Origin of the sequence: Pseudomonas sp. PvP089 (assembly GCF_017875165.1) — a bacterium.
In the GTDB taxonomy this organism is placed as follows: domain Bacteria; phylum Pseudomonadota; class Gammaproteobacteria; order Pseudomonadales; family Pseudomonadaceae; genus Aquipseudomonas; species Aquipseudomonas fortuita.
The window spans coordinates 206581-230406 of the sequence record NZ_JAGGME010000002.1 but is presented as its reverse complement, the minus strand read 5'-3'; the positions used below and the strand labels follow the sequence as shown (position 1 = coordinate 230406).

Annotated in this window: 15 protein-coding genes; 5 read left to right on the top strand and 10 right to left on the bottom strand. The window is 55.6% G+C overall.

Features of this window, described 5'->3' with window-relative positions; genetic code table 11:
* Positions 1-13: 13 nt before the first annotated feature.
* Complete coding sequence (gene istA / locus J3A71_RS30905; RefSeq protein ID WP_019437638.1) at positions 14-1528, bottom strand: IS21-like element ISPpu7 family transposase; 1515 nt, start codon at positions 1526-1528, stop codon at positions 14-16.
* Positions 1529-1701: 173 nt separating this feature from the next.
* On the opposite strand from istA, the gene J3A71_RS30900 reads away from it, so the two are divergent.
* The 3 genes from J3A71_RS30900 (at position 1702) to J3A71_RS30890 (ending at position 4024) form a co-directional block, all read left to right on the top strand.
* Entirely contained in the window at positions 1702-2310 is a 609-nt protein-coding gene (locus J3A71_RS30900) for an HDOD domain-containing protein (RefSeq protein WP_209953680.1), read from the top strand.
* Positions 2311-2326: 16 nt separating this feature from the next.
* Entirely contained in the window at positions 2327-2983 is a 657-nt protein-coding gene (locus tag J3A71_RS30895; protein WP_004577636.1) for a hypothetical protein, read from the top strand.
* Positions 2984-3094: 111 nt separating this feature from the next.
* The gene (locus J3A71_RS30890) at positions 3095-4024 is read left to right on the top strand and encodes a hypothetical protein (protein ID WP_004577637.1); all 930 of its coding nucleotides are present in this window, start codon (positions 3095-3097) and stop codon (positions 4022-4024) included.
* A gap of 7 nt (positions 4025-4031) precedes the next feature.
* Here J3A71_RS30890 and J3A71_RS30885 read toward each other — a convergent pair whose 3' ends face one another.
* The 7 genes from J3A71_RS30885 to J3A71_RS30855 all read right to left on the bottom strand — a co-directional run bounded on the left by J3A71_RS30885 (position 4032) and on the right by J3A71_RS30855 (position 16135).
* Positions 4032-5315: a RepB family plasmid replication initiator protein gene (locus J3A71_RS30885; RefSeq protein WP_004577638.1), complete on the bottom strand. Its 1284-nt coding sequence runs from the start codon at positions 5313-5315 to the stop codon at positions 4032-4034.
* A gap of 1794 nt (positions 5316-7109) precedes the next feature.
* Positions 7110-8087 carry a group II intron reverse transcriptase/maturase gene (gene ltrA / locus J3A71_RS30880; RefSeq protein ID WP_256250398.1) on the bottom strand — a complete coding sequence of 326 codons (978 nt, stop codon included), beginning with the start codon at positions 8085-8087 and terminating at the stop codon, positions 7110-7112.
* Between the two features lie 863 nt (positions 8088-8950).
* On the bottom strand, positions 8951-9418 hold the full coding sequence (locus tag J3A71_RS30875) for a hypothetical protein (RefSeq protein WP_004574778.1): 468 nt from the start codon (positions 9416-9418) through the stop codon (positions 8951-8953).
* Between the two features lie 2305 nt (positions 9419-11723).
* Entirely contained in the window at positions 11724-12647 is a 924-nt protein-coding gene (locus tag J3A71_RS30870; protein ID WP_169739405.1) for a ParB/RepB/Spo0J family partition protein, read from the bottom strand.
* 110 nt (positions 12648-12757) lie between these two features.
* Entirely contained in the window at positions 12758-13879 is a 1122-nt protein-coding gene (locus tag J3A71_RS30865) for a ParA family protein (protein ID WP_004574780.1), read from the bottom strand.
* A gap of 436 nt (positions 13880-14315) precedes the next feature.
* The gene (locus J3A71_RS30860; protein ID WP_004574781.1) at positions 14316-15467 is read right to left on the bottom strand and encodes a tyrosine-type recombinase/integrase; all 1152 of its coding nucleotides are present in this window, start codon (positions 15465-15467) and stop codon (positions 14316-14318) included.
* Positions 15464-16135, bottom strand: a complete 672-nt coding sequence (locus tag J3A71_RS30855; protein ID WP_169739404.1) for a hypothetical protein — start codon at positions 16133-16135, stop codon at positions 15464-15466. Before J3A71_RS30855 ends, J3A71_RS30860 begins: the two co-directional genes overlap by 4 nt.
* 969 nt (positions 16136-17104) lie before the next feature.
* Between J3A71_RS30855 and J3A71_RS30850 the strand changes: the two genes are divergently transcribed.
* The gene (locus J3A71_RS30850; protein ID WP_016486991.1) at positions 17105-18130 is read left to right on the top strand and encodes a DNA-binding protein; all 1026 of its coding nucleotides are present in this window, start codon (positions 17105-17107) and stop codon (positions 18128-18130) included.
* A gap of 112 nt (positions 18131-18242) precedes the next feature.
* On the top strand, positions 18243-18704 hold the full coding sequence (locus J3A71_RS30845; RefSeq protein WP_016486990.1) for a hypothetical protein: 462 nt from the start codon (positions 18243-18245) through the stop codon (positions 18702-18704).
* A gap of 49 nt (positions 18705-18753) precedes the next feature.
* Here J3A71_RS30845 and J3A71_RS30840 read toward each other — a convergent pair whose 3' ends face one another.
* Both J3A71_RS30840 and J3A71_RS30835 read right to left on the bottom strand, forming a co-directional pair.
* The gene (locus J3A71_RS30840; protein ID WP_060546687.1) at positions 18754-21246 is read right to left on the bottom strand and encodes a hypothetical protein; all 2493 of its coding nucleotides are present in this window, start codon (positions 21244-21246) and stop codon (positions 18754-18756) included.
* Positions 21243-23777 (bottom strand): DNA topoisomerase, encoded by a 2535-nt coding sequence (locus J3A71_RS30835; RefSeq protein WP_016486988.1) that lies wholly within the window; start codon positions 23775-23777, stop codon positions 21243-21245. The genes J3A71_RS30840 and J3A71_RS30835 overlap by 4 nt, the downstream gene beginning before the upstream one ends.
* Between the last annotated feature and the right edge of the window lie 49 nt (positions 23778-23826).

Sequence of the window (23826 nt, the reverse complement as noted above, 5' to 3'; positions counted from 1 at the left end):
GGATTCCTTGGGGTCAGTGGTAGTAGGCGGATCCGCGCAGGTTGGCGTGGTCGTCCGGTAGTAGCGGCAGGTTGGTTTGAGCTAGCGGCAGGTTTTCCAGCCCCTGGCGCAGGATCGATTCGAGGCTCTTGTAGCTGCACGTGCCGAGGCTGATGGCGCGACGGCAGGCCAACTCCAGACGCGCCTCACCGTGGGTTTTACCCAGGCGCAGGATGCCCAGGCAGGCCCGGTAGCCCTGCTGCGGATGGATGCGCCGTTCGAGGATGTGCCGGATCACGCCGGCGGTGTTCGGCCCGGTCTGCTCGGCCCAGCGGATCAGCCGTTGCGGCGTCCACTCGGCATGCTCGCGATGGCTCTTGGGCATGTGCTCGGCCTGCGTGCTGTGCCTGCCCTTGTGCATTGAGCGCAGGTGGCTGGCCACTCGCTGGTTGGCGTGGAAAAACTCGACGGTGCGCGCCGTCAGGCGCACCTCCAGCTGCTTCTTCACCAGTTGATACGGCACCGAGTAGTAATGCCCATCGACCTCGACGTGGTAGTCGATGTGCACCCGCGCCTTCTTCCACTCGGCGTAGACGTAGGGTTGCTCCGGCAGGGGGCGCAGCGCCGGACGATCCAGGCTGTCGAAGGCCGACTGCCGGGAGCCCGGCAGCTTCTTGAACGGGCGTTGGTTGAGCCGCTCCAGCAGCCCGGCGATGGCCGTGTTGAGTTCATCCAGGGAGAAGAACTGCCGATTCCTCAGTGCGGCGAGGATCCAACGCTCGACCACCTGCACGCCGACTTCGGCCTTGGCCTTGTCGCGCGGTTTGCGTGCCCGCGCCGGCACCACCGCCACGCCATAGTGCTCGGCCAGATCGCGGTAGCTCGGGTTGATGTCCGGCTCGTAGCGGTGACTCTTGCTCACCGCGCTGCGCAGGTTGTCCGGCACCACGATCTCCGGCACGCCGCCGAGGAAGGCGAAGCAGCGGGCATGGGAGCCTAGCCAGTCCGGCAGCTGCTGCGACCAGGTGGCTTCGGCGAAGGTGTAGCTGGACGCGCCGAGCACCGCGACGAACACCTGCGCCTGGCGGATCTCGCCGCTGTGGCGATCGATAACCGGCACCGTCTGGCCGGCATAGTCGACGAACAGCTTCTCGCCGACGCGGTGCTCCTGACGCATCACCACGTCCAACTTGCCCTGCCAGGCTCGGTAGTGCTCACAGAACCAGCTGTACTGAAAGCCCTGAGGCTGGCTCAGGCGGTACTCCTGCCAGAGCAGCGCCAGGGTCACCCCGGGGCGGCGCAGTTCGGCATGCACCCATGCCCAATCGGGTAAAGGCCGCTTCTCACTGGCAACCGCCGGGGCCGGCGGGAACAGTTGCTGCTCCAACTCGGCATCGGACAACGAACAGGGCCAGGTGAGGCCGCTGGCGGCAAAACGGCAGAGGTAATCACCGGCACTGCTGTGGCCAATGCCCAGGCTGCGGGCGATCTTGCGCACGGACAGGCCGCAGTCGAACTTGAGGCGTAACACCTCTCGGATTTTACGCATGGATAAACGCTCCACAACGACCTCTCTGCTTCGAAAAAGAGATCGATGGTAGTGAATAAATCCTGCGTGGCTGCCTGCCAGAAAAGTGTCCGGATGACCGTGGAGTCGGTGTCCGGATGCTCGTGGAATGAGTGTCCGGATCAGCGTGGAATCACTGTCCGGATGCGCGTGGAATGGGTGTCCGAGTCAGCGTGGAATCCGCACACAATTTCCGAACCACCATCATTACCACCGGCCTATTGAAGGCGCTGCCTGACGCCCCAGGCATTGATATGCCGACCTACTGGAAGATGGGTTTGCATACCGCATTCATGGCTTCCTTTCTGGCCGAGAGCATCGGAGCTGACCGAGATGTCGCATTCACGACTGGTTTGATGCAAGGCATTGGCGCCCTGCTCATTCACCTCGTAATCCCAGAAGAAGCTTGTGTCGTAGTAGAGTCCGTAGATCCATTCGACTTCGCGGGCCGACGTCCCGTAGAGCAGATTCAGCTAGGATTTGACAATGCTGAGGTTGGTGCAGAGCTGCTGAAACGCTGGAAATTCCCGGCCCCAATTCAAAAAGCGTTGCAAACGTATTCCAATAGATCACCGCTACCCGATATCCTTGGCCAATTGCTATCAGTATCCTCGACCTATGCTTACGGCGTGGTTATGGGGTTGGATAGATCGTCACTCGCAGATCAGATGGACACCGAGATCATAAATTCCTTAGGTCTCACTCATGATTTGTTGGATACCTGCCGACAACGTGTGTCTGAATCTGTGCTGATGATCGGTTAAGAGAGAAGGATTTGTAGTGAACCCAGGGCTCCGCCTTTATCAGGCCATAATCGATAGATCTGAACTGCTATCGCTCCCTTTCCAAGAAGCCAGCAAAGCTTGTGGTTTCACCGCTGACACGTTAGCGAGTTGCTTTGGGGATGAGTCAAAAGCCAAGCCGCGTGCCCTCCACGACGAACTGGATCGAAAACGAATAGACCTAATCGCTGCATTTCTTGACTGTTCTGGTTTTCGAGTCCTGCAGATGGCGGACGTTTTCCGCTGGTCGGATTACTGCCTTATCCAGCAGTCCGCGATGTTCAATGCGAAAGCAGTCAGCGAGAGCCATGAGACTGCAGCCTATTTCGAGGACGTCACAAAGGCAGGCGTCGCCTCTTCTCCAACTTTCATCCTGGATGAACTGATCGCAGCCACCTGGTCTGAGAACCTAAAGGAGGCGGCCGAAAAAATTCATGTCCCTTTTGAAAAGCTCAACTCATGGCGCACTGGGCGCCCAAAACCCTCACTGCGTGATCTTTCAGCGATCAGGGTCGTGGCGAAGCATATTGATATCGGAACCCCACTGATCATGATGGCACTGGGCGTCCTGGAGAAATCTGATTTCTTGCTGGGTGGTTGCTCAGTCGACATAGAAGATGAGCTGAACAAAGCCTTAGACATAGAAATACTATAGAGCAATCCGAATATACCAATAGGACATATAACACGTATTGATAAGAATTGGCTGTATTGCTAGTATCCGTTAGCCAAGTAACGGTATTTTCTGAGCCAAGGGTTTTCTTATATGCGTTTTGATGCCCAGTCTGCATCCGCCAAGCTCTCTAGTTTGCGAATCCCAATACCGTCCAGCGATGTGCTCGATGAGGTTTACCAATCAGAGGGAGATGCACTTAGTGACGCGATCGAAAGGGCGCAAGCTGGCGACCACACTGCCCTGCACTACCTCAAAGGGATTTTCTTCACGATTCTCCCGGGGTGTGTCGAACGCATCCGCATAGCCAATCTGCCACAACCGTCTCTGTCTGTGCTGATCAACATCGGGAAGGTCGAAGGGCCGAAATTTTCTCAGCAGCTCAAGCAGTGGTCGGATAGCGGGTGTGCGGACTCAGATATTGGCAGGTATCTCTGTGACACCTACAGAAGCTTACATCAGCAGTTCTCCTGCCTTGAGGAACAAGAGGTGTTGATAGAGGCCGCCGAAATCCAGACTAGTGAAGAACCAGTAACCTCTGAGCTATCGAGCGAGTCTGCAGACAAGAAGACCTTCGTCACTCGGCATGTTTACGGGGCGAAGGTGGCCTTGTGCTTCCAATCTGATACAACCAGAAGCGGAGAGCATACGATTCGGATCGAAGCTGCCGAAGCAACCGCATCCCGGACGTTCAACTGGGCCGAAAAGATCAGTATTCAGCTTTCTGGCCGCGAGCTGCCTGGTGTACTAGCCACCTTCATGCAGATGCAGACGAAATTCGATGGCAAAGGCCACGGCGCGCAGAACGAAAAATGGTTCACCATCGAGAATCAGCCAGGGAAAGTGTTCATCTCGGTGAACACGAAAGGCCGTGCACCAAGATCGGTACCCATAGGTCCAGGCGACTGCTTCGGGGTTGTGACCTTGCTCATTGAGCAAATGCTAAAGAATGCCCCTTACCTTTCAGCCGATACCCTATTGAACCTTGTGCAGCGGACCGCGCAAATGGCTGAGCCCGCGTAACAAAGCGTCAGATCTTGCCGCCACTAAGCAAGAATTGAAGGAGCGTTTCCGGGGTCGGAGTCTCAGGGAAGCGTTCCTGGAACAAGATTGCCACCAAGCAATTGGTCACCATAGGAGTCAATCCTTTGGTCCGGTACTGCCCGTAAGCGAAGTCATCCTTCCTCAGCTCGGCGTCATATTTCTCAGCCAGCTCGTTCTTTTCTTCATCCGACAACCCCTGGAACTCGCCACGGATAGTCTCGCGTTGAGCAGCTCCCCACTGCTCCAAAAGGTCAGCCATTTGATTCGTTGGTGCTGCTTTCGGCGCTGGCTTTGCTTTCGCAGCTGGCTTAGTAGCGTTAGCCGCTGGCTTCTGGGATTTGGCAGCTTCCGCTCCCTTCTTCTGGGTTGGCGCCTTGGCGTAGTTGTTGGCGACCGCAGCCTTGAAATATGCCGCGGGACTTGCAACGTTGGCCCCCTCCTTGCGCATTTGCGCTTCTGTGTAGTCAGCTTGAGCTAAGAGGTATTCTTCATCATGAGTCATCCCGAGCTCATCGATGTCCTTTTTGCTCAAGGACAGTGCCTTCAGGCGCTTGGATACGTCCTGGCTAACCAGCTCGGGGGATGGTCCCAGGTCTAAGCCTGGTTGAACCAAGGTCTCCAATTTGAACCAGAGCTTATCCATCTTCCGGTTGGCCTTGGTCACGTGCGGAGTGATGCGGAATCTTCGCTCGATGCTGTTGACCTGGTCGATAGCACGACCAAGCATCTTGTTGAAATCGCGAAACTCGGCGTGCGGAGTGGCTGATCCAGACAACACAACGCTCCACTCAGACCAGTGCGCACGGTAGGTCTCACCCATGGGTGAGCCAAAATAGCGTGACGTGATCTCGTGGAGCGTAAGCGCTGAAAAGCTTGAAAAGTGGTACTGCATCCGCAGATCGATCAAATTGAAGATCGCTGGGTCGAGCAGCCGGCGTTTCAGATCTGGTGGGAACGAGAAGCGCAGGGTTTGCCCATCCTCAAGGATGTAGGCTTCAGCAATTAGGTTTGCGATACCCCACTCGCTTTTTCGGCCAGGGCTCTCACCCTTGTAGTCAAACTCAACCTGCGTCTGCGACATGCTCACGAGCACCTTTTTGAGGTAGTCGCGGCTATTGGACGTGGTATGTCCAATGTTGTCTTCGACGTCTCGAATCGGGATCTCGTGAACCATCTCCTCCCGTGGCCGTTGCTGGGCGAACTGCAGGAGTGTGTTGTAGAGTTTTCGCTGTAGGAAGGTGAAGTCACTAGTGGCGGAGACGTTTCGCATTGACAGGGCTTCGGTCGCCTTCCTCAGCTCAACGGCTTTGGATGGTTCGACATCTCGAACGACCTGGAGCTTTGGTGCTCTCTTGCGTTTCGCTGGACTAGTTTCCGTTGTTGCTCCGGTTGTACGCTTTGCTCGCGGAGCTCTCGGTGTGGGGGTTTCTGAGTCCATTGTGAATTGTGCCATCAGTGACTGTGGTGGCACATTACTCGATCAATTGTCGTCCGGTCAACGAAATTACGGTTCCACCGTCAGTGGTCAATTGTGCCATGCCTAGAGGGTGCTTTTTGCTCTTCGCTTTTGACTCAAAATTGCGAAAGCAAAAAACCTACAACAGCTTGTTTCTGTTTTCACTGCTTTTTTAAAGCTTTGTTAGTGAAGACCCCAAACCCTTACGCCACAAGGGCTACAGCCATTTTTCTGTGCCATCCCCAGGGACAACAGTGCCATCTTTCTAGGCTTATGTGCCGGGGCTAGATGTCGCCAGTGCCATCCTTAGAGCTATGTGCCACGTTTAGTACCTTCCTGTGCCATTGCTAGAGGATCTCCTGAATTGTGCCGTCCCTAGGAATTTGGCTTCCCAGGCATGGCACAATTTGCTGGAGCCCAATAAATACGGTGCCTCCAGCTTATCTGCGGCTCATAACTGGGCATATGCACCAGCCCTAACGATGGCACTCTTCCTCAAGATTCGCGGCACCCAAACGCGCTAATCCTCAGCAATTGCTTTAGCAATGCTCTAACGATGGCACATTTCGATTCTTGAGCCTTATCAGACACCTACAGAGCCTCCAGTGCCCCTGACGATGGCACAATTGAGGGGGCAAGGGTAGTAAGCCCCCCCTTGGACCCCCTCTCTTACCTGATAGACTCGACGCACATTGCCTCCGTCTCTTTGTACTAGTTGAACGGAGCTCGTAAACGGCATCGTTGATATAGTTTTCACTGTGAAAAGTGGCATAAGCCAGATGAGCTACTGCACTAAGCGTGGCACATCTGGAGTGGACGCTATCTCCAGGACCATCATCTAACGATGGCACATTTGGTGGGCGGATCCTGCTTTAGGCTCTAGGCGTGGCACATTTGGCAATCTAGGCGCTCTCGATCCTCTAGCGATGGCACAATTCGCTGCTTTAGCTCGTATATCGGCCGGCGGATCCAGGGGGACGGGCCGTTGAGGGGGCGTTCATCTAGCAATGGCACAATTGGACGGCGCCAGGTTTTCACGTGAAAACCAATGAGCACAGCGATGGCAGGTCAACAATCTGCCGTTGAGCGGGCGTGCTGGAGCCCTGGTGCCGGATGGATGTGGCAGGGGCTTAACCCGCGATGGGCGATCGAGTCGACCAGAGCAAACCGAACAAGGGGGCAGGCTTGGGTGGTCACGTTGCTCGTTAACCGTAGATCCCATCATCTCTGCCGGCGAAATCACTGCGGTTAGTGGTAACGAGGTTGTGGTGCGTTCAGCGGTAGATCAACTGGCAACGGAATCGGGTCAGTCATGGCCGGTGACCTGCTCTGCAGCGGCTCTCTGGCTTGATGTGTGCAGCAAGTTTGCTGCGAAGGGGCCGACTGGTGCTAGACAACCGCTCCGGCGCTCATGTTAGCCGCCCTCCTACAGCACTCTGCCACTCAGTCACTCCGCATACTGCAGTAGCTTCCTGCCAAGCTGTTGTTAGAGCCCTTACGTCAGCGTGGGTGGTGCCTGGCCAATTCGACAGGATCGAGTAGGGTGAGGGATTTTTTTTTCCCTCAGCCCTCTCACACCACCGTACGTGCGGTTCCGCATACGGCGGTTCAACTAATACGCTGGAGTCCCTGCACAGTGCTGCGCAGCGAGACCAGCCCCATTTTGGCGAAGTACAACGTCGGTACTGCCTGATTCATGTGTTTGGATGCCGAGTTCCACCAAGGCCCTCGCCCGTTTACACTCGACTTCCACGCCCGCTCAGGCCTAAGCCCAAGCAAGATGAGTCGTCGTTCGCGGGTCTTCGGGGTTTTCCACTGTCGCCAGAGCAGGCAACGTAGTTTTCGACGCAGCCACCAATCGAGTTCCTCCAGCATCCGCATGTTCGCGGTAAGCCGAAAGTAGTTTGCCCAACCCCGCAACACGGGATTTAGCATCTCTATAGTGTGAGACAAGGACCGTCCTCGCCCCTTGCGCAGCAACTCACGAACTCGATCCATCAGTCTTCGCAGGCTTTCGGGGGCAGGTCGCACCCGTGTCTCTTGGCGATAGATCGTAATCGCGTAGCCCAGAAACTTTCGCTTCCAAGGCCGTGCTACTGCGCTTTTCTGCTCGTTGATACGTAGCTTCAGATGACCCTCCAGGAAGGCTCTGATGTTCGCCATCGCCCGTTGCCCTGCGCCTTCACTGCCGATGTAGATATTGCAGTCGTCAGCATATCGGCAGAACTTCAACTGCCGCCTTTCCAGCTCTCGATCAAGATCGGTCAGCAGGATATTCGACAGTAATGGGGACAGCGGCCCACCCTGAGGCGTACCCTCGCTGCGGGGTTGAATCACGCCATTAGCCATCATCCCCGCCTCTAAGAAGCGCCGGATCAGCTTGAGTACGCGACCATCCCTCACTCGATAGGCGAGTCGAGCCATCAACACGTCGTGGTTGACCCGGTCGAAGAATTTCTCCAGGTCGATGTCCACTACCCAGTGCTTTCCTTCGGCCACATACTCTTTCGCCTTGACGACCGCATCGAGCGCACTTCTCTGCGGACGGAAGCCGTAGCTGCCATCGGAGAACGTGGGTTCGAAGATCGGTGCAGTACTTGATGGAGCGCCTGCTGAATGAGTCGATCCGCCACCGTAGGAACGCCAAGTGTTCTAACCCCGCCATTTGGCTTGGGAATTTCCACTCGACGAACCGCCCGTGGCAAGTACCGACCTTCCAGCAGTGCTGCCTTCACGCTTGACCAGTGCACCAACAGCCAGTCCTTCAGCTCCTCGACCGTCAGGCGATCAACGCCCGCTGCGCCTCGGTTCTTCAGGACGCGCTTGTACGCTCGTCGCATGTTGCTGGGTTCGACCACCCGCTCCATGAGCCGGTAGCCCCCCGATTTCGTTCGCCCAGCCGTCACCGCAACCCCCTCAGCACCTTGCGGGCTTCTTTCCGGATTCCGTCCGGCCATGGCAGGCAGGCCTCCCGTGCCGGGAGCTTTTGCGTCATCGGGGGTTGTCGAGATCAGCTGTCCTACTCTCGGTATCAATCGTTCAGGCCTTCAGTCTCGCGACCTACTATGCCCTCTGCTGACTTCTGCACGGTCATTCCTGCACCTCACGGTGCCGGTAGCCCTGACGGGCAACCGCGCAGATCTCCCCGGGTATTGCGCATCCGCTTTCACGCTTATGCCTGTCGGATCTACGTCATGGCGTTCTGTGCAAGTATTGGGCTTTGCAGATTTCGGACTGCTTACCCCGCCATGCCGCCTCGTATCCGCTTCCTGTTCGTCAGGCCAGCGATTTGCCTCGGGCTTCCTTCAGACTCGCAGTCGCCCGCGAAACCCTTGCCTCTAGCTAGCACTTCCCCTTGCCGGGTGTGCGGGGGACTTCCACCCCTGAGTGAGCGCGCCCTGCCGGGCGCACCAAAAAAAAACCCCGCTAAGGCGGGGTCGTGGGGTTTATCAGAATCGGAACATTGGATCACCTGTATCCACTGCACCATTCGGCGTTTGGCTGTTTGGCGTTGCAGCATCAGCTGATGGCATTTGCTGGCTAGCTGGCTTTACTTTGGGTGAAACCGAGAGGCTGATGAATGGTGCTCCACCGTCAACGCCTTCCTTACGCCATCCCGCGATCCGCATTTCGTGGTTGAAGCCGAAGCTCCCCGCGTAGTCGGGACCCTTTTCCTTCTTGTCGGCCTCCTTGAAGAGGCTCGCGTTGATGCCACCCACCGACAGCGAATAGAACTTATCGTTCGTACCCTGCTTCTGCTTGACCCAGACGGCTACCTCAAGCTTGAGCTTCTGGTTGCGCTCCTTGTTCAGCGGGAACTCCATGTAGCCGACCATCACAGGTGCTGCGTCAGACGTGCGGTTCTTGTTTTCAAAGATGGTTCCAGAGCCTTCACTCAATACCAGTGCAATAGACATGCGTTTCTCCAGATCTGATTTGGGGGCGTTTACGCCATAGGTTGTACTGCTGATATGCAGCACATGGTTGTGTATCCGCTATGTAACACGTAAACGTACGCTATATGAATCGAATGATAGCAGGTTGTGGTTTGGCTCCGTGAACCTAAAGCACGCGAAGGATAGGACGGTACTCCATTGTGGTGGTACAGGACCTACCTAGGACCTGCTAGCACAAACCGTGGGAATGGGTACTGGCCTATATCCGCTAATCGAGTCAGCCGTGCTCGCTCCCTAGTCAGCCCGGATGATGCCTGTCGGCTTTCCACAACCAGAGCTGACCGTTGGGTTTTGCCGCTAAAGGTTGAGTCGCTTGGGCAGCATCAAACCAGGATCTATGGCCTAGCATGAGACATCCCTTTTCACTGTGAAATGACAGGGACCAACCAGGCAGAGACACACGCCCTGGAACAGCGATCGAGGCGCCCTAGTTTTCACAGTGAAAAGTCTCAACCTTCTCGTGTTTCAAGCCTTGGCATGTGGCTCTGTACCTGGGAAACCTTTTCACTGTGAAAAGCCCGCGAGATGTTGATCGGCCTGCTCGTGTAAATCAGGTCTGGTCAGGCGACGCTTCGTTGATGCTCCGAATGATTGAGTCGCTTGGGAAGCATCAAGCTGTTCCCCCTTGGGGCAGCTCAGGTCTACCTTTTCACGGTGAAATGGTTGGAGCCACTCAAGTGGAGTCATCTACTGGAAAGTAGGTACATGCGTTAACAGCAAAAGCTGAGAGTCGTGGTACTTGGAACTTAGAATCTGGTGACCAGGTTTTCACAGTGAAAACCTGGCATGTCTCGTTCTAGCTGCTCTCGGCCAGTGGCTCTAAGCCGGGGATGCCTTTTCACTGTGAAAAGCTATCCATGATGAGGGTCGACCTGCCGGTGTGCATCAGGTGGGGGCGGAGCGACCGTACTAGCGTTACCCAAACAAGGGCTAAGGCGCTGGGTAGCATCAGCCCAGCAGCTCGGGACTGTTCCTTTTCACTGTGAAATGCAAGGCCCCCTCCGGCAAGACAGCTCTTAAGGTGCAACTGCATCCCATGGCCGGTAGATGGTTTGAGTCACACAGCCTGGATCGGAAAATGAGGCGCGATTTTCACAGTGAAAAAATCAGGCAGGTCGCGTGCTTGCGCCCTTGGCCAGTTGCTCAAGATCAGGGAGAGATCTTTTCACAGTGAAAAGCCCAGCGGGATGCGTATCAGCCTGCCCGTGATAACCGGCTCGCCTCACGACCAAGAACCTGGTTGTACCCAGTGAAAGGCTGCAGCTCTTGGACTGCATCAGGTCCCATTGAGTCGACGTTTGGGTATTCCCTTTCACTGTGAAAGGGCGGCTTAAGCCTATTTGAGGGCGTGGGGGCCTGTCCTCGTCATCCCCAATGCTTGCCACTATATGTGGATCGTTCGAGCGCAGATGACGTCCAGGAAAGCTCATGATTTCACTGTGAAAGGGTGGTGATTAAAACCCTCGCCATGGGGTTGGTGTGCTTGCAGTTGATGCGTGGTCATTCACAGTGAAAAGACAGGCAGGCCGAGTGTAGGACTGCCCAGACCAGTCTGAGCAGCTGGTTCGTTCGCCGGCTCATGTTGAGGTGCTTTTCACTGTGAAAGGGTGAGCGGATCTGATCGGCACCGACATCAGCCTGTGGGAGATGCCAGTGATATCGCTCTCGTTGATCTTAGAGCTCAGTTCTGGAGCGCAGCCTGTAGCCGGCAGTCAGGACGGGGCTCCAGTCTCATTGGGAAGTGTGTATGAGAGCTACAAATTCCCCCAGTCGACGCGCAGTGGCTGGAGGCGAGGAGTCGGCCTGGGCGAGGGGCAAGCTCGATGGACCTTTTCACAGTGAAACGGTCTCCACGCGGGCATCTTCGTTGCTGCCCAAGCAGGTAGGACGATGTGCACAGTGGTAACTGTGCAGTGTGCAGTTATCACTGTGCAGTATGCAGTGAATGGTGCGTTGTGCGTGTTGGTTTGAGCAGCAAGATCTTCTCACCAGGCTAATGCCGACTGTTAAGTCAGACGCCTGGTCGCGACACCCTCGATGATGAGTGAAATTTTCACTGAGAAAAGATGCGAGCGATCTGATTTTCACAGTGAAAACTAGCCAACGGAACCTAGAATTTCACTGTGAAAAATAGGAGCTAAAAGGAGAAAACGCAGGATGAGATTTTCACAGTGAAAACGTGAAAAGCCAGAAATATCAGAGGATTAACCGGGGGAGGGCGTAGACGCCACGCCGCCGGAGGACCCGGCGGCGGAGTGGCAGCGAATTAGCTACGAGCTTTGAGCATCTCCTCGATGTAGGCGAGGACCTCCGCTGGATCAATGCCTTTGGGAGGGGTGAGGATCAACTTGCGCCCATCAATACGAGCATCCAATTGGGTGCGCTCTTTATAGTCGATCTGCCGTGGAGGGATTGGTGCTTGAGGAGAAGTCTTGCGCCGGACCTCGCCCTTGGCCCAGTTGATTGCGCTGTCCTGGGACGCACCTTCTTTAATTCGGTTGGCGGCTGCCAGTACGGTTTCAGTATGTCCCTTGTCAGCTAGAGCAACCATCTCCGAGACAACCCTATTACCAATCAGGTCAGGATCTTCTTCCAGCAGTGAAATGACACCCTCAGGCAGCTTGAAATAAGCAAGGCAGCGGCTGATCGTGGCCATGCTACGGCCGACACGGCGGGAAAGCTCTGCCTGGGATTGCACAACCTTGTCATCGAGAAGCTTCTTGTAACTCGCACCTCGCTCGAATTCAGTAAGGTCTTCCCGGGCGTCGTTGTCCGTAACCGACAAGATAGCCGCTTCAGCATCCGACAGATTACGGATGAGCGCGTAGATGTGGTCTTTGCGGAGCAGCTCATGGGCTAGGAACCGGCGCTCACCGGCAATCAGCTCGTAAGTACCGTCCGCGAGAGGGCGAACGATAATCGCGTTGTTGAGGCCTTTATCTTCAATCGTGTTTGCGAGAAGACCCAGCTTCTCAGGGTCGAACTTGCGGCGTGGCTGATACGTGCCTCGGCGTATGAGCGCCAAAGGCAAGAACGTCGCCTCGCCTGGCAAGCGCTCCCCGCTCAAGACTATGTCATCCAGGCTCGGCTCATGTACGTGGTCCGCCTGAGCAACTGGTGCACGCTCAAGCGGCTCTTTTGAGCTGCTGGTTTCCGCATCAAGGTCCATCTCACTCAGCACATCGCTCATCGGCCGGAGGTTGGCCTCCGGAATCACTTTAGGTACGTGAACACCTTGAATGCTGCTCGTACCCTCAGCCGTCGGGATTACGGTTGGTTTGCCAATTGGGCTAGAACTCCTCATTTACCCTTCTCCAAAACCGTTTTGATTCTGCCAACCATTTCCTCAAATACGCTGCGGAACGCCCCCAGAGAGTTTTCGCTACCTTGCTTCCAAAGTGAGAGAGGAACACCGTCTTCCAAGCTTTTCGAGTAGTCCTCGGAGTGGAACAACTGTTGCTCGGTAACCTTGCCGGGGAACAAGCTGGACAAGCGAGCGAGGTTAGCTTGTAGACGTGGGCGGTTGCGCATGTACATGGTGGGAATTGCAACGATCTCTGGGGCCCGGCCGAAATCGGAGCTCATTTCATTGATCTTGTGCGCCAGACGGGAAAGTGCACGGAAGGAGAATTTGTCCATACGGATAGGACACAGCAGGAAATCAGCAGCGGCAAGGCTGTTACGGGAAAGCATAGTTCCAGAGGGTGCGTTATCCATGATGATCACATCATAGCTCGACAGGTCGCAGTGCGGCAGAAGGCCTTTGCGGGCTCGCTCGATGAAGAGTGAATACCGGAAGTCGGCGCCCTGGGCATTCCGTAGCACAACGTCCATGTCGTCCAGAGAATCAAACGCTGGGATGAGGTGAGGGCCATGCTCGCCGAAAGGTTTCTTGATTACCTGGTCAAGCGTCATCTCTGTGAAGTTACCGAGGCGGATCAAGTTGCCGAGATGACCCTCAACAGCTCTATCAGCAGGGAGGCCAAGCTCTACAAGCTCTTCGGTTGTTTGGTCAGGATCATAGCCCAGCATGCTGGACACGTCGGCTTGAGGATCGTTGTCGATGATCAGGGTTTTGAATCCCGCCAAAGCGAACTCGATGCCGATGTTGCAGGTCGTGGTGGTTTTCGCGGTGCCACCCTTCTGTACGTACGTAGAGCAGGTGATGGGGCGGGAAAAGCCTTTAGTGTTTCCATTCCCGCGACGAATCGAGGCGATCAAAAACATGTCAGCGAGCGTGTAGCTACGAACCTCAACGGATCCACGAGCTACACGAGCGATGTTGAGGTCGTTTTCCTTCTCTATGGCCTTGAGGGTCTGAGTGCTTATCATCAAGCGTTCAGCCACAAATTGTGGGGTGAAGGTTAACTGAGTGAAATCAGTGAAAGTGTACTGATCGAGGGGAGTAGCAGCTGCAGTCATGTGATTTACCAGTGCCAAGTAGGTAGGATGACCGCATTCTCATACGAATCCATACGGTCAGACAAGCATAAATGCGTTTCTACCAGATAGAGATAGACCATAAACCGAAGTTTGTCATTAGGTCATATCTCGAAGAACCAGCTGTCAACCGCATGACTGAATTGATAGTTAGACCGTTTTGCGGCATGAAATGTCGAGGGTAGGGCGCTCAGGATTAGGTAAGGGAGAGGCACAAAACAAAGGACAACTAGGCAGGGGGCCTAGAGCGAGCCCCGCGGTTGGCCGGGCATCGAGCGAGGTGAAGTAGGTCACGGAGCTCATAGGTGTGTCGGAGCTCAGGGCTCAGCAGACCTGTGCAGCGCTTGGCGCGACCTCATTCTGCGGCAGCGGCCAGCCGCTCGACCTCGATGCCGGCGGCCTTTGGCCTGCGGCAACACTACCGGTGTAGTCGCGGTGTGCTTAGTGTTTGGACGACCCCTGCATGCAAAGCGTCGTCTTCTGTGTGCAGATATCGGCTGGTTGTTTCGATTTTGCTGTGACCAGCCAGCGCCTTGATCATCACCAGGTCGCCGGTAGCTTTAGCCAGGTGGCTAAAGCACGAGTGGCGGAGCCAGTGTGTTGAGGCCTCTTCAAGCCGGTCGGCTAAATCAAATAAGCTGCGCTCAACAGCGAGGGCTGCAGCGCGATGCATGATGTCTTTGATCGATTTCAGGATGGTGTCGTTATGGGCGCGTTTGAGCTTTGAGTTCGAGGCTAGGAGGAGGGGGGTTGTGTCCTTAACTGGAACCTCACGTGGCAAACCGAACGCTTCGCGATACTGCAGTAGGTCCTCATAGAGATCATCGGATATCGGTACATCTCGAATTTTGTTCCGCTTGCCCAGGACCTCCAACCACAGAACCCCGCTAGCAGAGCGCCTGATCTTGCCCATGGTTGCCCCAGTCGCTTCGAACGTCCGCACACCGGTCATGTAAAACAGGCTCAGCATGAAATGGTCACGGGCCCGTTTGCGTGGGCTTTTGGTCGCTGCAATAGCCTCGAATGCCAAGGCGATGGCAGCCTCGGGCAGCAGTCGCTTGATTGTTAAGTCCACTTCGACCTGTGGCTTTGCCACGAGCGATACGGGGTTCGCTTTCAGGCGTCCACCCTTGATCATCCATTTGTACATGCTGCCAATCTGGATCAAGGCATACTGCTGGGATGCTTTGCTAAGAGGTCCTGCAAATGGTCTCCAGTCTGGGTTCGAGCGCTTGTGCTTTGTAGGCGATACCCAAACCTCAGTCGGCTGGGGGTTATCCATAAAGTCGATGTACTGGTTGATGTCCATCACCGTGATCTGTGAGAGCTGCTTACCCAGGGTGTGCATTGCCCAGAGAATGAACCTCTCCACTTCCTTTTGCATAACGCGCCTGGTCTTCGGATTTTTTCCTTTGGCATGGAGCCACATCCAGGCTGCTTCGATGTCGCTATCCGCTTGGATTACATCGACCTGATCAAAGTCGTCAGCTGACTCGCGATCGAGCAGAGCAACTTCTGACTTGGCCTGGAGGTAAGGAATTCCGTGTACGGCTGGAGAGTTCGTGCTCATCGTATGTCTCGCGTTTTGCCGTTGTAGACAAGGCAGTCGTCAATCTCATCGGGCTCGAACCAGCGCTGCGCCCCTGATGGTGCTTCGCACTGGTACTCTTCCTGTGCACCTCCAGCCGAATCGACGCCTTCCCGTGTGGCGATCACCACCAGGATGGCCCCATACGCTGCAAAGTTGTCGATCTCCCTGTCGACGACAAGCTCGGCGCCGCGGGTTAGGTACCGTCTCCAACGATAGCCGTCGGTATAGGCACCGGCGAAATCGTCGTCATCATCGTCATCATCATCATGATCCCAATTGAAAGGCTTGGGTGTCGCAGCAGGGGGCGCTATCGCTTGAGGCATTTCAGGCGATGCTTCATGGACTGCATTTGTCTTGCGCGGCCGTTTTGTTGGTGGCGCCAGCACTAGTCGAGCTGCCTTAACGGCGGCCTGTTCGTTAGGGCTCAGTGTAGGTAGAGCTCGCGCCAGATCGTCCCATTTACAGTCTCGGTCGTCGTCTGCTGCGATGCGACTCATGTGCTCAGGGCGAATTGACCATCGGCAAGCCACATCTGCCATGCGCCATCCCTTCTGAACGATCAGTTGCTTGAAGTCATCTCGGGACAGTTTCCCCGGGCGCAAGAGCAGCAGCCCACGAGAAATCTTTGCATTTTTGGCTTGATCCACAGCGCAAGTCTTTTGTGGTGAAAGCCCTGATTTTAGGGCCTTTCATGGTGAAATCAAGTGGCTGGATGAGCTAGGTGGACTATGTCCGGTAAGCCCTGAAATGAGCCCAAATAACCGGATCCTCACGCGCTCCTGTGTGAAATCTGACGACGTTAGCCCCTGCGAGTTGATCAGAATCGACGTAGGAGCGGCATTCGAGGGCGGTTCAAACAAACCCTGGACGGCGCTGCGGCTCATGAGCAAGGTGAAGCTGTGCTTTTACTATGTCCTCGGAAGTAATTCTTAGGATGCTTGCGGAACTAATTCCCAGACCATGGCGTTTTTCCTCCAAGTCCACGAATTACTTCCGGCCGTTGGCTGTCATGCCTCGGATCGTGTGGATTGCCGCCGGCGTCCGTCTGCTCGACATAGAGGGCTTCTGCAGGTTTTCTGCAACTGGTCGGACCTTGGCCGGGCAGCGGTCGCTCCGTGCTAAGCTTTGGAGGATGAGCATGGATCGATTCGACGATGGTGCTCCGCGGATGCCATGCCGCTTTGCTTTAGCATGTTTAACTGTGGTTGTGCATTTTTCGCATATATGACTGTGGTTTCGCATTTTTAGCTGACGTAGACACTTGATCTCCAGCGCAAGCAAAATTTCCAGAACCCCTTGTCCATAAGGGTTTAGCGAGAAATCAAAAACGCCTCTCTGTAAAGCCAGCTACTGATAGCGATGGGCTTTTAGAGGGGCGTTTTTTTGCCATCTGAAAAATTCGTGATAATCGGAGATATTCACGAGTTTCGGCTCGCATCGATAGGGATCGTATGATACACAGTACATTTTTGCAGTTTTGGGGGCGTGGGGGTAAGCTCCCCCCTGGGCCGCGCCACCCCGTCTGATGGCGCGACCTAGGCGCAAGCCAGCCTCTCGTCGAGATCGTCGACGCCCAGCCTTCTGACTTTACCTATCTACCTATCAGGTTACGCCTAATGACCAGCACCGGAATTTCATCTGACAAAAGGCTAAGTACGCGGGATCTTGTGCATGTCTACGCGAGGAAGCTACTTGATGCGGGGCGCGAAGTGCGCCAGGCGGATATTCGTGAGTGCATTTACGTCAACCACGACATAAAGGCCTCGCCCAACCTGGTGTACGAGGAGATCAAGAAATTCTGGAGCGAGATAGGCCCTGTCCTGAGTGCCAGGCTGCGAAGACCTGGTGTTCCTGACGCGGTGTGCGAAAAGCTCGATGAGGTCTGGGATGTGGCCCTGAGAGCGGCAGCTGACTCCCATGCGGTTGAGCGTAAAGCCCTTGAGGCGGAGGCCGCAGCCGCCGTAGTTGCGGCAAAGGTGGCGCAGGAGAATGAACGGACTGCTTCAGCGAGCCTTGAGGCCCAGCGCCGAGAGCTGGCCGGACTCATGGCGGACAAGGAGCGGCTGACTGTCCAATTGGATCAGGTGAGCGCTGATGTTCGACAGCTCCAAGCAGAGCTCGCAGATCTCAATGCAAAGCTCGTTACCTCAAGCCAGTCGCATAGCGAGGAAATCAAGCGCCTTCAGGAAGTGCACCACGGTGCAATCGAGCGCACCCAGGAGATGCATCGTGGAGAGCTTGAGCGCCTTCAGGAGCAGCTCAAAGCAGCCAACACGGCGACAGAGACTGCCCAAGCGAAGGCCGAGACCGCCCGGGTTGCCGCAGAGCAGCACCTTGAGAAAACCGAGAACCACTTGATGATGGAGACCGCAAGGGTTCGGGACGATGAGAGAGCCAAAACAGAGAGGGTCAGCAAGGAGTTGCAGCAATCGTTGACGCTGGTTGACCAGTTAAGGATTCAGCGATCGAAAGCCACTGACGAAGCGGCTGAGATGCGTGGTCGGTTAGAGGCTACCCAGCAGGGGCTGCGCGCCCTAGAGGCCCAGAACAAGGAGCTGAGAGAGTTGAACACCACCCTGCAGACTGCCCTGCTGGAAGGCTTGAGGGATGCTAAGGCGGGATCGCTAGCGGCAGACGAATAGTTTGCTATATTGACATTTTGTCAATTTGTCAAGTGTTTGTTGATTATTTCCGATGGATGGTGGTATCTTTGTGATGCATCATTTGGTGCACCAACATAAATGAGGAAATCACATGGAAATCAACCGCAAGACTTCATCGGACACCGACACCAACCTGAAAGCACTTCTGGATGTGTTCGCCCAAAACAACTTCCAAACAGTCATCTTTTTCGCAAGTCCTACCGTCGGTGGATCAGATCATGATGGTCCAGACACGAACTGGCCATTGATGGCGGCCTTGGTTCAGACCCTTCAAGGCAATTATGATATTTACGATGGATTGTTCCTGACCGCAAAACGGTACCCGCGCTACATGGAGGTGAAGAGCTTGCTGGATGCAGCCGTAGCGGTTAGCAACGGGAGCGTCCACTATGCGCCAGCACCGCTGCCGTTCACTGCTGGTAAAACGGAGGAGGACGCTCTTGCTATGATGCTTTCAGTCCAAACCAAGGTGTTTGACCAAGATTCGCGAGCGGATTATTTCAGGCTGCTGAGTCGAGTGACCGAAAAGCAGCTCGCTGAAATGAACTACTGATCATGCCTCCCTGGCTTTCTACGTGACAGCCAGGGAGTCATGGTCAGGGTCAGTAGCTCATAGGTACCAGTTGCATCGGTGCAACCGGAATGCCCACCATCACCACTCCAGGTGCAGCCTCTACAGTGGGCAACTTCTCGGTTCGAATCAGCGTGCTCAATTTCAGTTTAGGGTCGTAGATCATCAGGTCGGCCTCCAGCACGTAATCAAATCCATCCCTTGTCCCACAGATCGGAATTTCTGCCGCTTTCACTGCTGCGCGGATACCTTGCAGCTGCTCAGCTGAGCTGGTTTTTTTCTTCCTAGGTGCAACGAATGCAGTGAAGTTGGCGCCCGCCTCTGCAAGTGCCTTGAGTGCCGCAGCCTCGGCAGCCGGGCTTACCCTCCGCGTTGGCACAGCGTCTGGATCAGGGATAGCTACCGCTACAGGAACGGAAACGTCTGGGGCGTCATTGTTCGGTACAGTGGCAGGGGCAGTACCCTCTTGTTCTGGCGCTGAAGACCCACTTTGCTCGGTTGTATCCGCCAGCAGGGGCTCACTGACCGCGAACGCGCCGAACACATCATCAACATCATCGACGTCATCGTTACCAGGCTGCCCAGATTCCAGATTTAGGAAGTCATCCTCTGGTTCTGCCTCTGGCCCCGGCCCAAACGAGCTGAGCGACAAGCTCTGTAGATCGTCGTCTAGTAGGTCGTCATCATCACCGCCGCTCACGATCGGGTCGTCATCATCCAGTGCCGCTTGCGCTTCAGCTGACATACCAGTTGGAGCGTCGTGCTCGTCGCTGGCCTCGTTAGCCGTGGTGCGGGCTGGCGAGGAGCTTTGATGTTCGTTTGCATCGGTCGTCATAGCACCTGGTTTCGCTCCACTGGTGACAGCAGTTGCAGGTTGACCCTGCTCCACATCAGGCTGAGCTTGTGGTGCTGGTGCTGGTGCTGGTGCTGGTGCTGGTGCTGGCTTCTCTTCCTGCTTGCCGGCGATGTTCACCTTCGCTGCAATCTCAGCGCTGAATCCGCGAGCAACAATCGCACGAAGCGCATCAGCTTCAGTGATACCCAGGTTGTGTGTGAACAATGGGCGCTCGATGTCCAGTTTGGTACCCATGTTTGGCAAACCACTGAGGCCGGCAAGCTCGGGGGTCGTGGCAACTGGCAGTACGATGATGCAAGGCTCCCAGGTAGTCAGATGTGCACCTGTTTGCGCGTTGCGCAATGACACCGAGTACATCGGCAAGAACCGGCTCATGTCGGCATGATTGTGCCGCGAGTACAGCAGCCCTTTTTCTTGGAGTGTTGTCATCAGGTTGAGGGTCATGCGGTAACGACCCTCACCCTCCTCCAACGACCAGCCCATTTTGGCCAAGATGAGAGACCGTAGGTCCTTTTCCCTGATGACGATCAGTCCGTCATGCTTCTGAGCAATTTTGAGTGTGGAGTCTTTGGCCTGGTCACCGGTGCCGTTTACCCTGCCGTACTCCGTGATGATTTCGACGAAGCAGTGATAAATGGCGTTGGACTCGTCCTCAGAAATCTCGTGATCACTCAGTGTCTCTGTGATGCTCGACTCGGCCATGCCGGTCTTCTTGTCTGCCAGGATCAAGAACTCCATGAGGGCTGTCATGCGGTCATCCAGGCTAAGGCCATTGCGGTCAACCGGGAAATCACTTGGGTGGTGGTAATGTGCGATGACCAGGTTCACGGCTTGTCGATCGCGCGCAGGGAGGGCCCAGTATTCTGGGAAGCGAGCAAGAATTCGCGCACCCAGGGCGTCGTGGGAGATGCGGTTGTCATCTTGAGGGGTGAGCGCTCCGCCCTCCTCTTGGGTTTTCACGCTACCGTCGGGTAGGAGGACGTAGGCTTCGAGCTTCCCGATATCGTGCGCCAGGCCCAGAATCGGGATCAGTGGATCAGTAGCGTCAAATCGATATTCCTTGTTCTTCAGGTCGATGATTTTGAACTTGGGCTTTCCACGGGCCTTTATGTAAACCCCGTCGAATACGTAAGTGCCAGCGTCCTCCAGCGCGGTGTCTGCCACGGCCAGACAATGCTCCCAAAGCCGACGATTTCCGTGCCCCCCTTTGCGATGCGATGCGGGGAAGTGAGCATGTGCAGAATAGGTATCCCAGATGGCCCAGAAGAACGCTACATGGGCTGGCCACTTCTTCTCATTGGCGGCAACCCAGGCGAGCACTTTTTTGCTTGCGATAGGTAGTCGCTTTGACGCAGCCTCGACGCGAGGTAAAGCCAAAGTGGGCATAGGAACTTTGCCGAGCGTCGAGCGGGCGCCGTTGAGGATGTTTCCTTTCTTGCCGGCGTACAGCTTGTTCAGTGCAGACAACCTGGTGAACCAGATGAACCAGACACCGATGAACAGGCCGGAAACAACACCCAGGATCCAGTGTGAGACGTTGTAGCCCACCAGAGGCCAGCTATCTAAAAACTCCATAGGAGAGCCGCCGAAGGCCCGGGCAGTGAGCAAAAGCCACCAGAAACCGAACACGATGGTCGTTGCGCGTATGACCTTGTTGTTGGTGTTCACAGAAAAGCTCCGCTGTCTGTCTGGATCGTTGGAGACGGCGCCCCGTCAGAACTGGCTGGTTGTTCCTTCGGTACCGGAGTCCCGTTGTTGTCTTTCAAGGTGTTAGAGCACCCACCGCCCCCCTTCACAAAGCCACTGCAACCCCAGAAAGGAGACTTTTCAGCGTTCCGCAGGTACATAGGTTTGCCGCAGAGGTCACATGGAAATGACTTTGGCCGCTCCACTGGATCGCCGTCGCGATCATTCATCGTGTGGTTGCACTGCTCTCGATCGACGCAAGCCCAGAAGTGCCCTTTGGCCACTTTGATTCTGCGCATGCCTCCCTGACATTTCGGACAGGAAACGAAATTCCCTTTGGAGTCCTTGGTATTCGCCGTCGGGTCGAAGTAGAACTCAACCTTTCCGGTGTCGAGCAGCTTAAGACCGGCCTCGAACTTGGTGGATTTCTTCGGGTTCACAAAGCCCTTGAGCCCAAGCACCACCTTGTCGCGAAGCAATGTTTCTGCTTCTGATACCTTCAACATGCGGCCGGCAATCTCCCGCCATATCGAAAATCCGCACTGCCGCTCGCACATGAACGTTCGGGCCTGGATCTCAACTGCGCCACCACAGGTGGGGCAAAGAGCGCCAAGCTTCTTGACCTGGACACCTGCGTATTTGTTCTTGATGGTGTCGAGGATTTCCGTCGTCAACTCTGCAAGCTCGGACTTAAAAGCGTCCCGCTTGTACGCCCCCTTTTCCATCTGACGGAGCTTGTGCTCCCATTCCCCGGTGAGAACTGGCGACGTAAGGGCATCGATGCCGTTGTCGACCAGGAAACGGTAGACAGTCATCCCCTTTGCACTGGGAGCAAAGTACTTCTTCTGCTGGATGAGATAGGGCTCTTTCTTTCGGCCGGCACCGTCCTTGGTGGATTGGAGCGATTCGATCATTGCAGAGCGCGTGACCGGTGTACCCAGCCCCCGCTCTTTCATCGCCTCACGAAGGTCCTCATCCTCTACCAGGCGCCCTGCCGTCTCCATCGCGCCCAGCAACGTGTCCTCGGTGTACCGTTCTGGAGGCTTGGTTTTGAGCATCTTCAGCTCGATGCCCTGCGGAGTGACTGACTCTCCCTTGACGTACCGTGCGAGCTCTTTCTTGTCGTCGGAGTCACCATCTCGATCGGTTGCGTCTTCGACGATCCCGGCTCCGTAAACCACCATCCAACCTGGGGAGACAAGCACACGGCCAGTCGACCTGAAGAGTTCGTCAGCCACCGTCGTAAGCCGGACAGTCACCGAATACTCAGCCGCTGGATGGAAAACGGCTATGAAGCGCTTGACGATCATGTCATAGATTTTCTGAACGTCCGGCTCTAGGTCCCCTGCTCGCTTTCCGGTCGGAATGATTGCGAAGTGGTCCGACACCTTCGTCGAGTCGAAAATCTTCTTGTTGGGTCGCACCCAGCCTTCATCTAGCACGCGTTGCGCGTGCTCTGCATAGGGGGTTCCTCCAAACATCCCCATGACCTTCTTCGTGTCATTGATTGCGTCATCAGGGAGGTAAGCCGAGTCTGTTCGTGGGTAAGTGGTGAGGCTGAGCTCCAGGTAGAGCTTCTGCGCAATCTCCAGCGTGTAAGCTGCAGAAAATCCAAGCTTGCGGTTCGCCTCGCGCTGCAGTGAGGTGAGGTCGTATAGCTTGCCAGGGCCTGTCTGGGCAGGCTTGACTTCATCCACCACACTGCTCGGTGCTACTCCAGAGCACTTGCTGATCAGAGCATCCGCTTTTGCTCGATCCATGATCCGGTGCTGGGATCCGCCCCTCGCCTCGGAGGGCTGTGGTGCCACCCACTTGCCGGTGTATTTACCAGCGGCCACCCCAAAACTGCCGTGCACTTCCCAATAGGGAACCGGTCGGAAGGTTAGAATGGCCAGCTCCAAAGCACAAACCAGGGACAGCGTTGGGGTCTGCACGCGGCCGAGCGGGAAGATTTCAGCTTTGGCTGTCTCACGCTCGTAGAGGCGGGAAATCCCCCGACTTGCGTTAATGCCTACGATGTAGTCGCCCTCGCCTCGTATCTCTGCCGCCATTGCAAGGTTGTCGAAGTCAGCGCCGGGCTGCATATTCTTGTATGCCTGTCGGATGGCGTCATCGACCATGGATCTCATCCACATCCGAAGCATCGGCTTTGTGCACCCAGCCATCTTGTAAATGAGCCGAAAAATCAGTTCACCCTCGCGGCCGGCGTCACACGCGTTCGCTACAGCAGTGACATCCGGGCGCCGCATAAGGCGTTGAAGCACGTTGTAGAACTTGGCCTTGGGCTCGATGACCCTCAGGTCGAATTGATCAGGGATCACTGGCAAATTGCCGATGTCCCGCCCGGCCTTGGCCATTTCCTCGGAGTGGATTTCAACCAGGTGGCCGGCCGCGGGGGCAAGAATTGCGTTCTCGCTCTCAAGCCATGTTTCCACCTTACTGAAGCCCCCGACCGCTTGCGCGATAGAGACCGCTACGGTTGCTTTTTCAGTGATGATCAGTGTCTTGCCCATTGCGGCTTAGTCTTCCAATACAGAATTTGATTTCTTCCTCAGCTGCCGG

Bases quoted from the DNA above. Each gene is read 5' to 3' on its own strand.
- istA (WP_019437638.1), bottom strand. From the start codon at position 1,528: ATGCGTAAAATCCGAGAGGTGTTACGCCTCAAGTTCGACTGCGGCCTG.
- J3A71_RS30900 (WP_209953680.1), top strand. From the start codon at position 1,702: ATGGGTGTCCGAGTCAGCGTGGAATCCGCACACAATTTCCGAACCACC.
- J3A71_RS30890 (WP_004577637.1), top strand. From the start codon at position 3,095: ATGCGTTTTGATGCCCAGTCTGCATCCGCCAAGCTCTCTAGTTTGCGA.
- J3A71_RS30885 (WP_004577638.1), bottom strand. From the start codon at position 5,315: ATGCGAAACGTCTCCGCCACTAGTGACTTCACCTTCCTACAGCGAAAA.
- J3A71_RS30875 (WP_004574778.1), bottom strand. From the start codon at position 9,418: ATGTCTATTGCACTGGTATTGAGTGAAGGCTCTGGAACCATCTTTGAA.
- J3A71_RS30870 (WP_169739405.1), bottom strand. From the start codon at position 12,647: ATGAGCGATGTGCTGAGTGAGATGGACCTTGATGCGGAAACCAGCAGC.
- J3A71_RS30865 (WP_004574780.1), bottom strand. From the start codon at position 13,879: ATGACTGCAGCTGCTACTCCCCTCGATCAGTACACTTTCACTGATTTC.
- J3A71_RS30860 (WP_004574781.1), bottom strand. From the start codon at position 15,467: ATGAGCACGAACTCTCCAGCCGTACACGGAATTCCTTACCTCCAGGCC.
- J3A71_RS30850 (WP_016486991.1), top strand. From the start codon at position 17,105: ATGACCAGCACCGGAATTTCATCTGACAAAAGGCTAAGTACGCGGGAT.
- J3A71_RS30845 (WP_016486990.1), top strand. From the start codon at position 18,243: ATGGAAATCAACCGCAAGACTTCATCGGACACCGACACCAACCTGAAA.
- J3A71_RS30835 (WP_016486988.1), bottom strand. From the start codon at position 23,777: ATGGGCAAGACACTGATCATCACTGAAAAAGCAACCGTAGCGGTCTCT.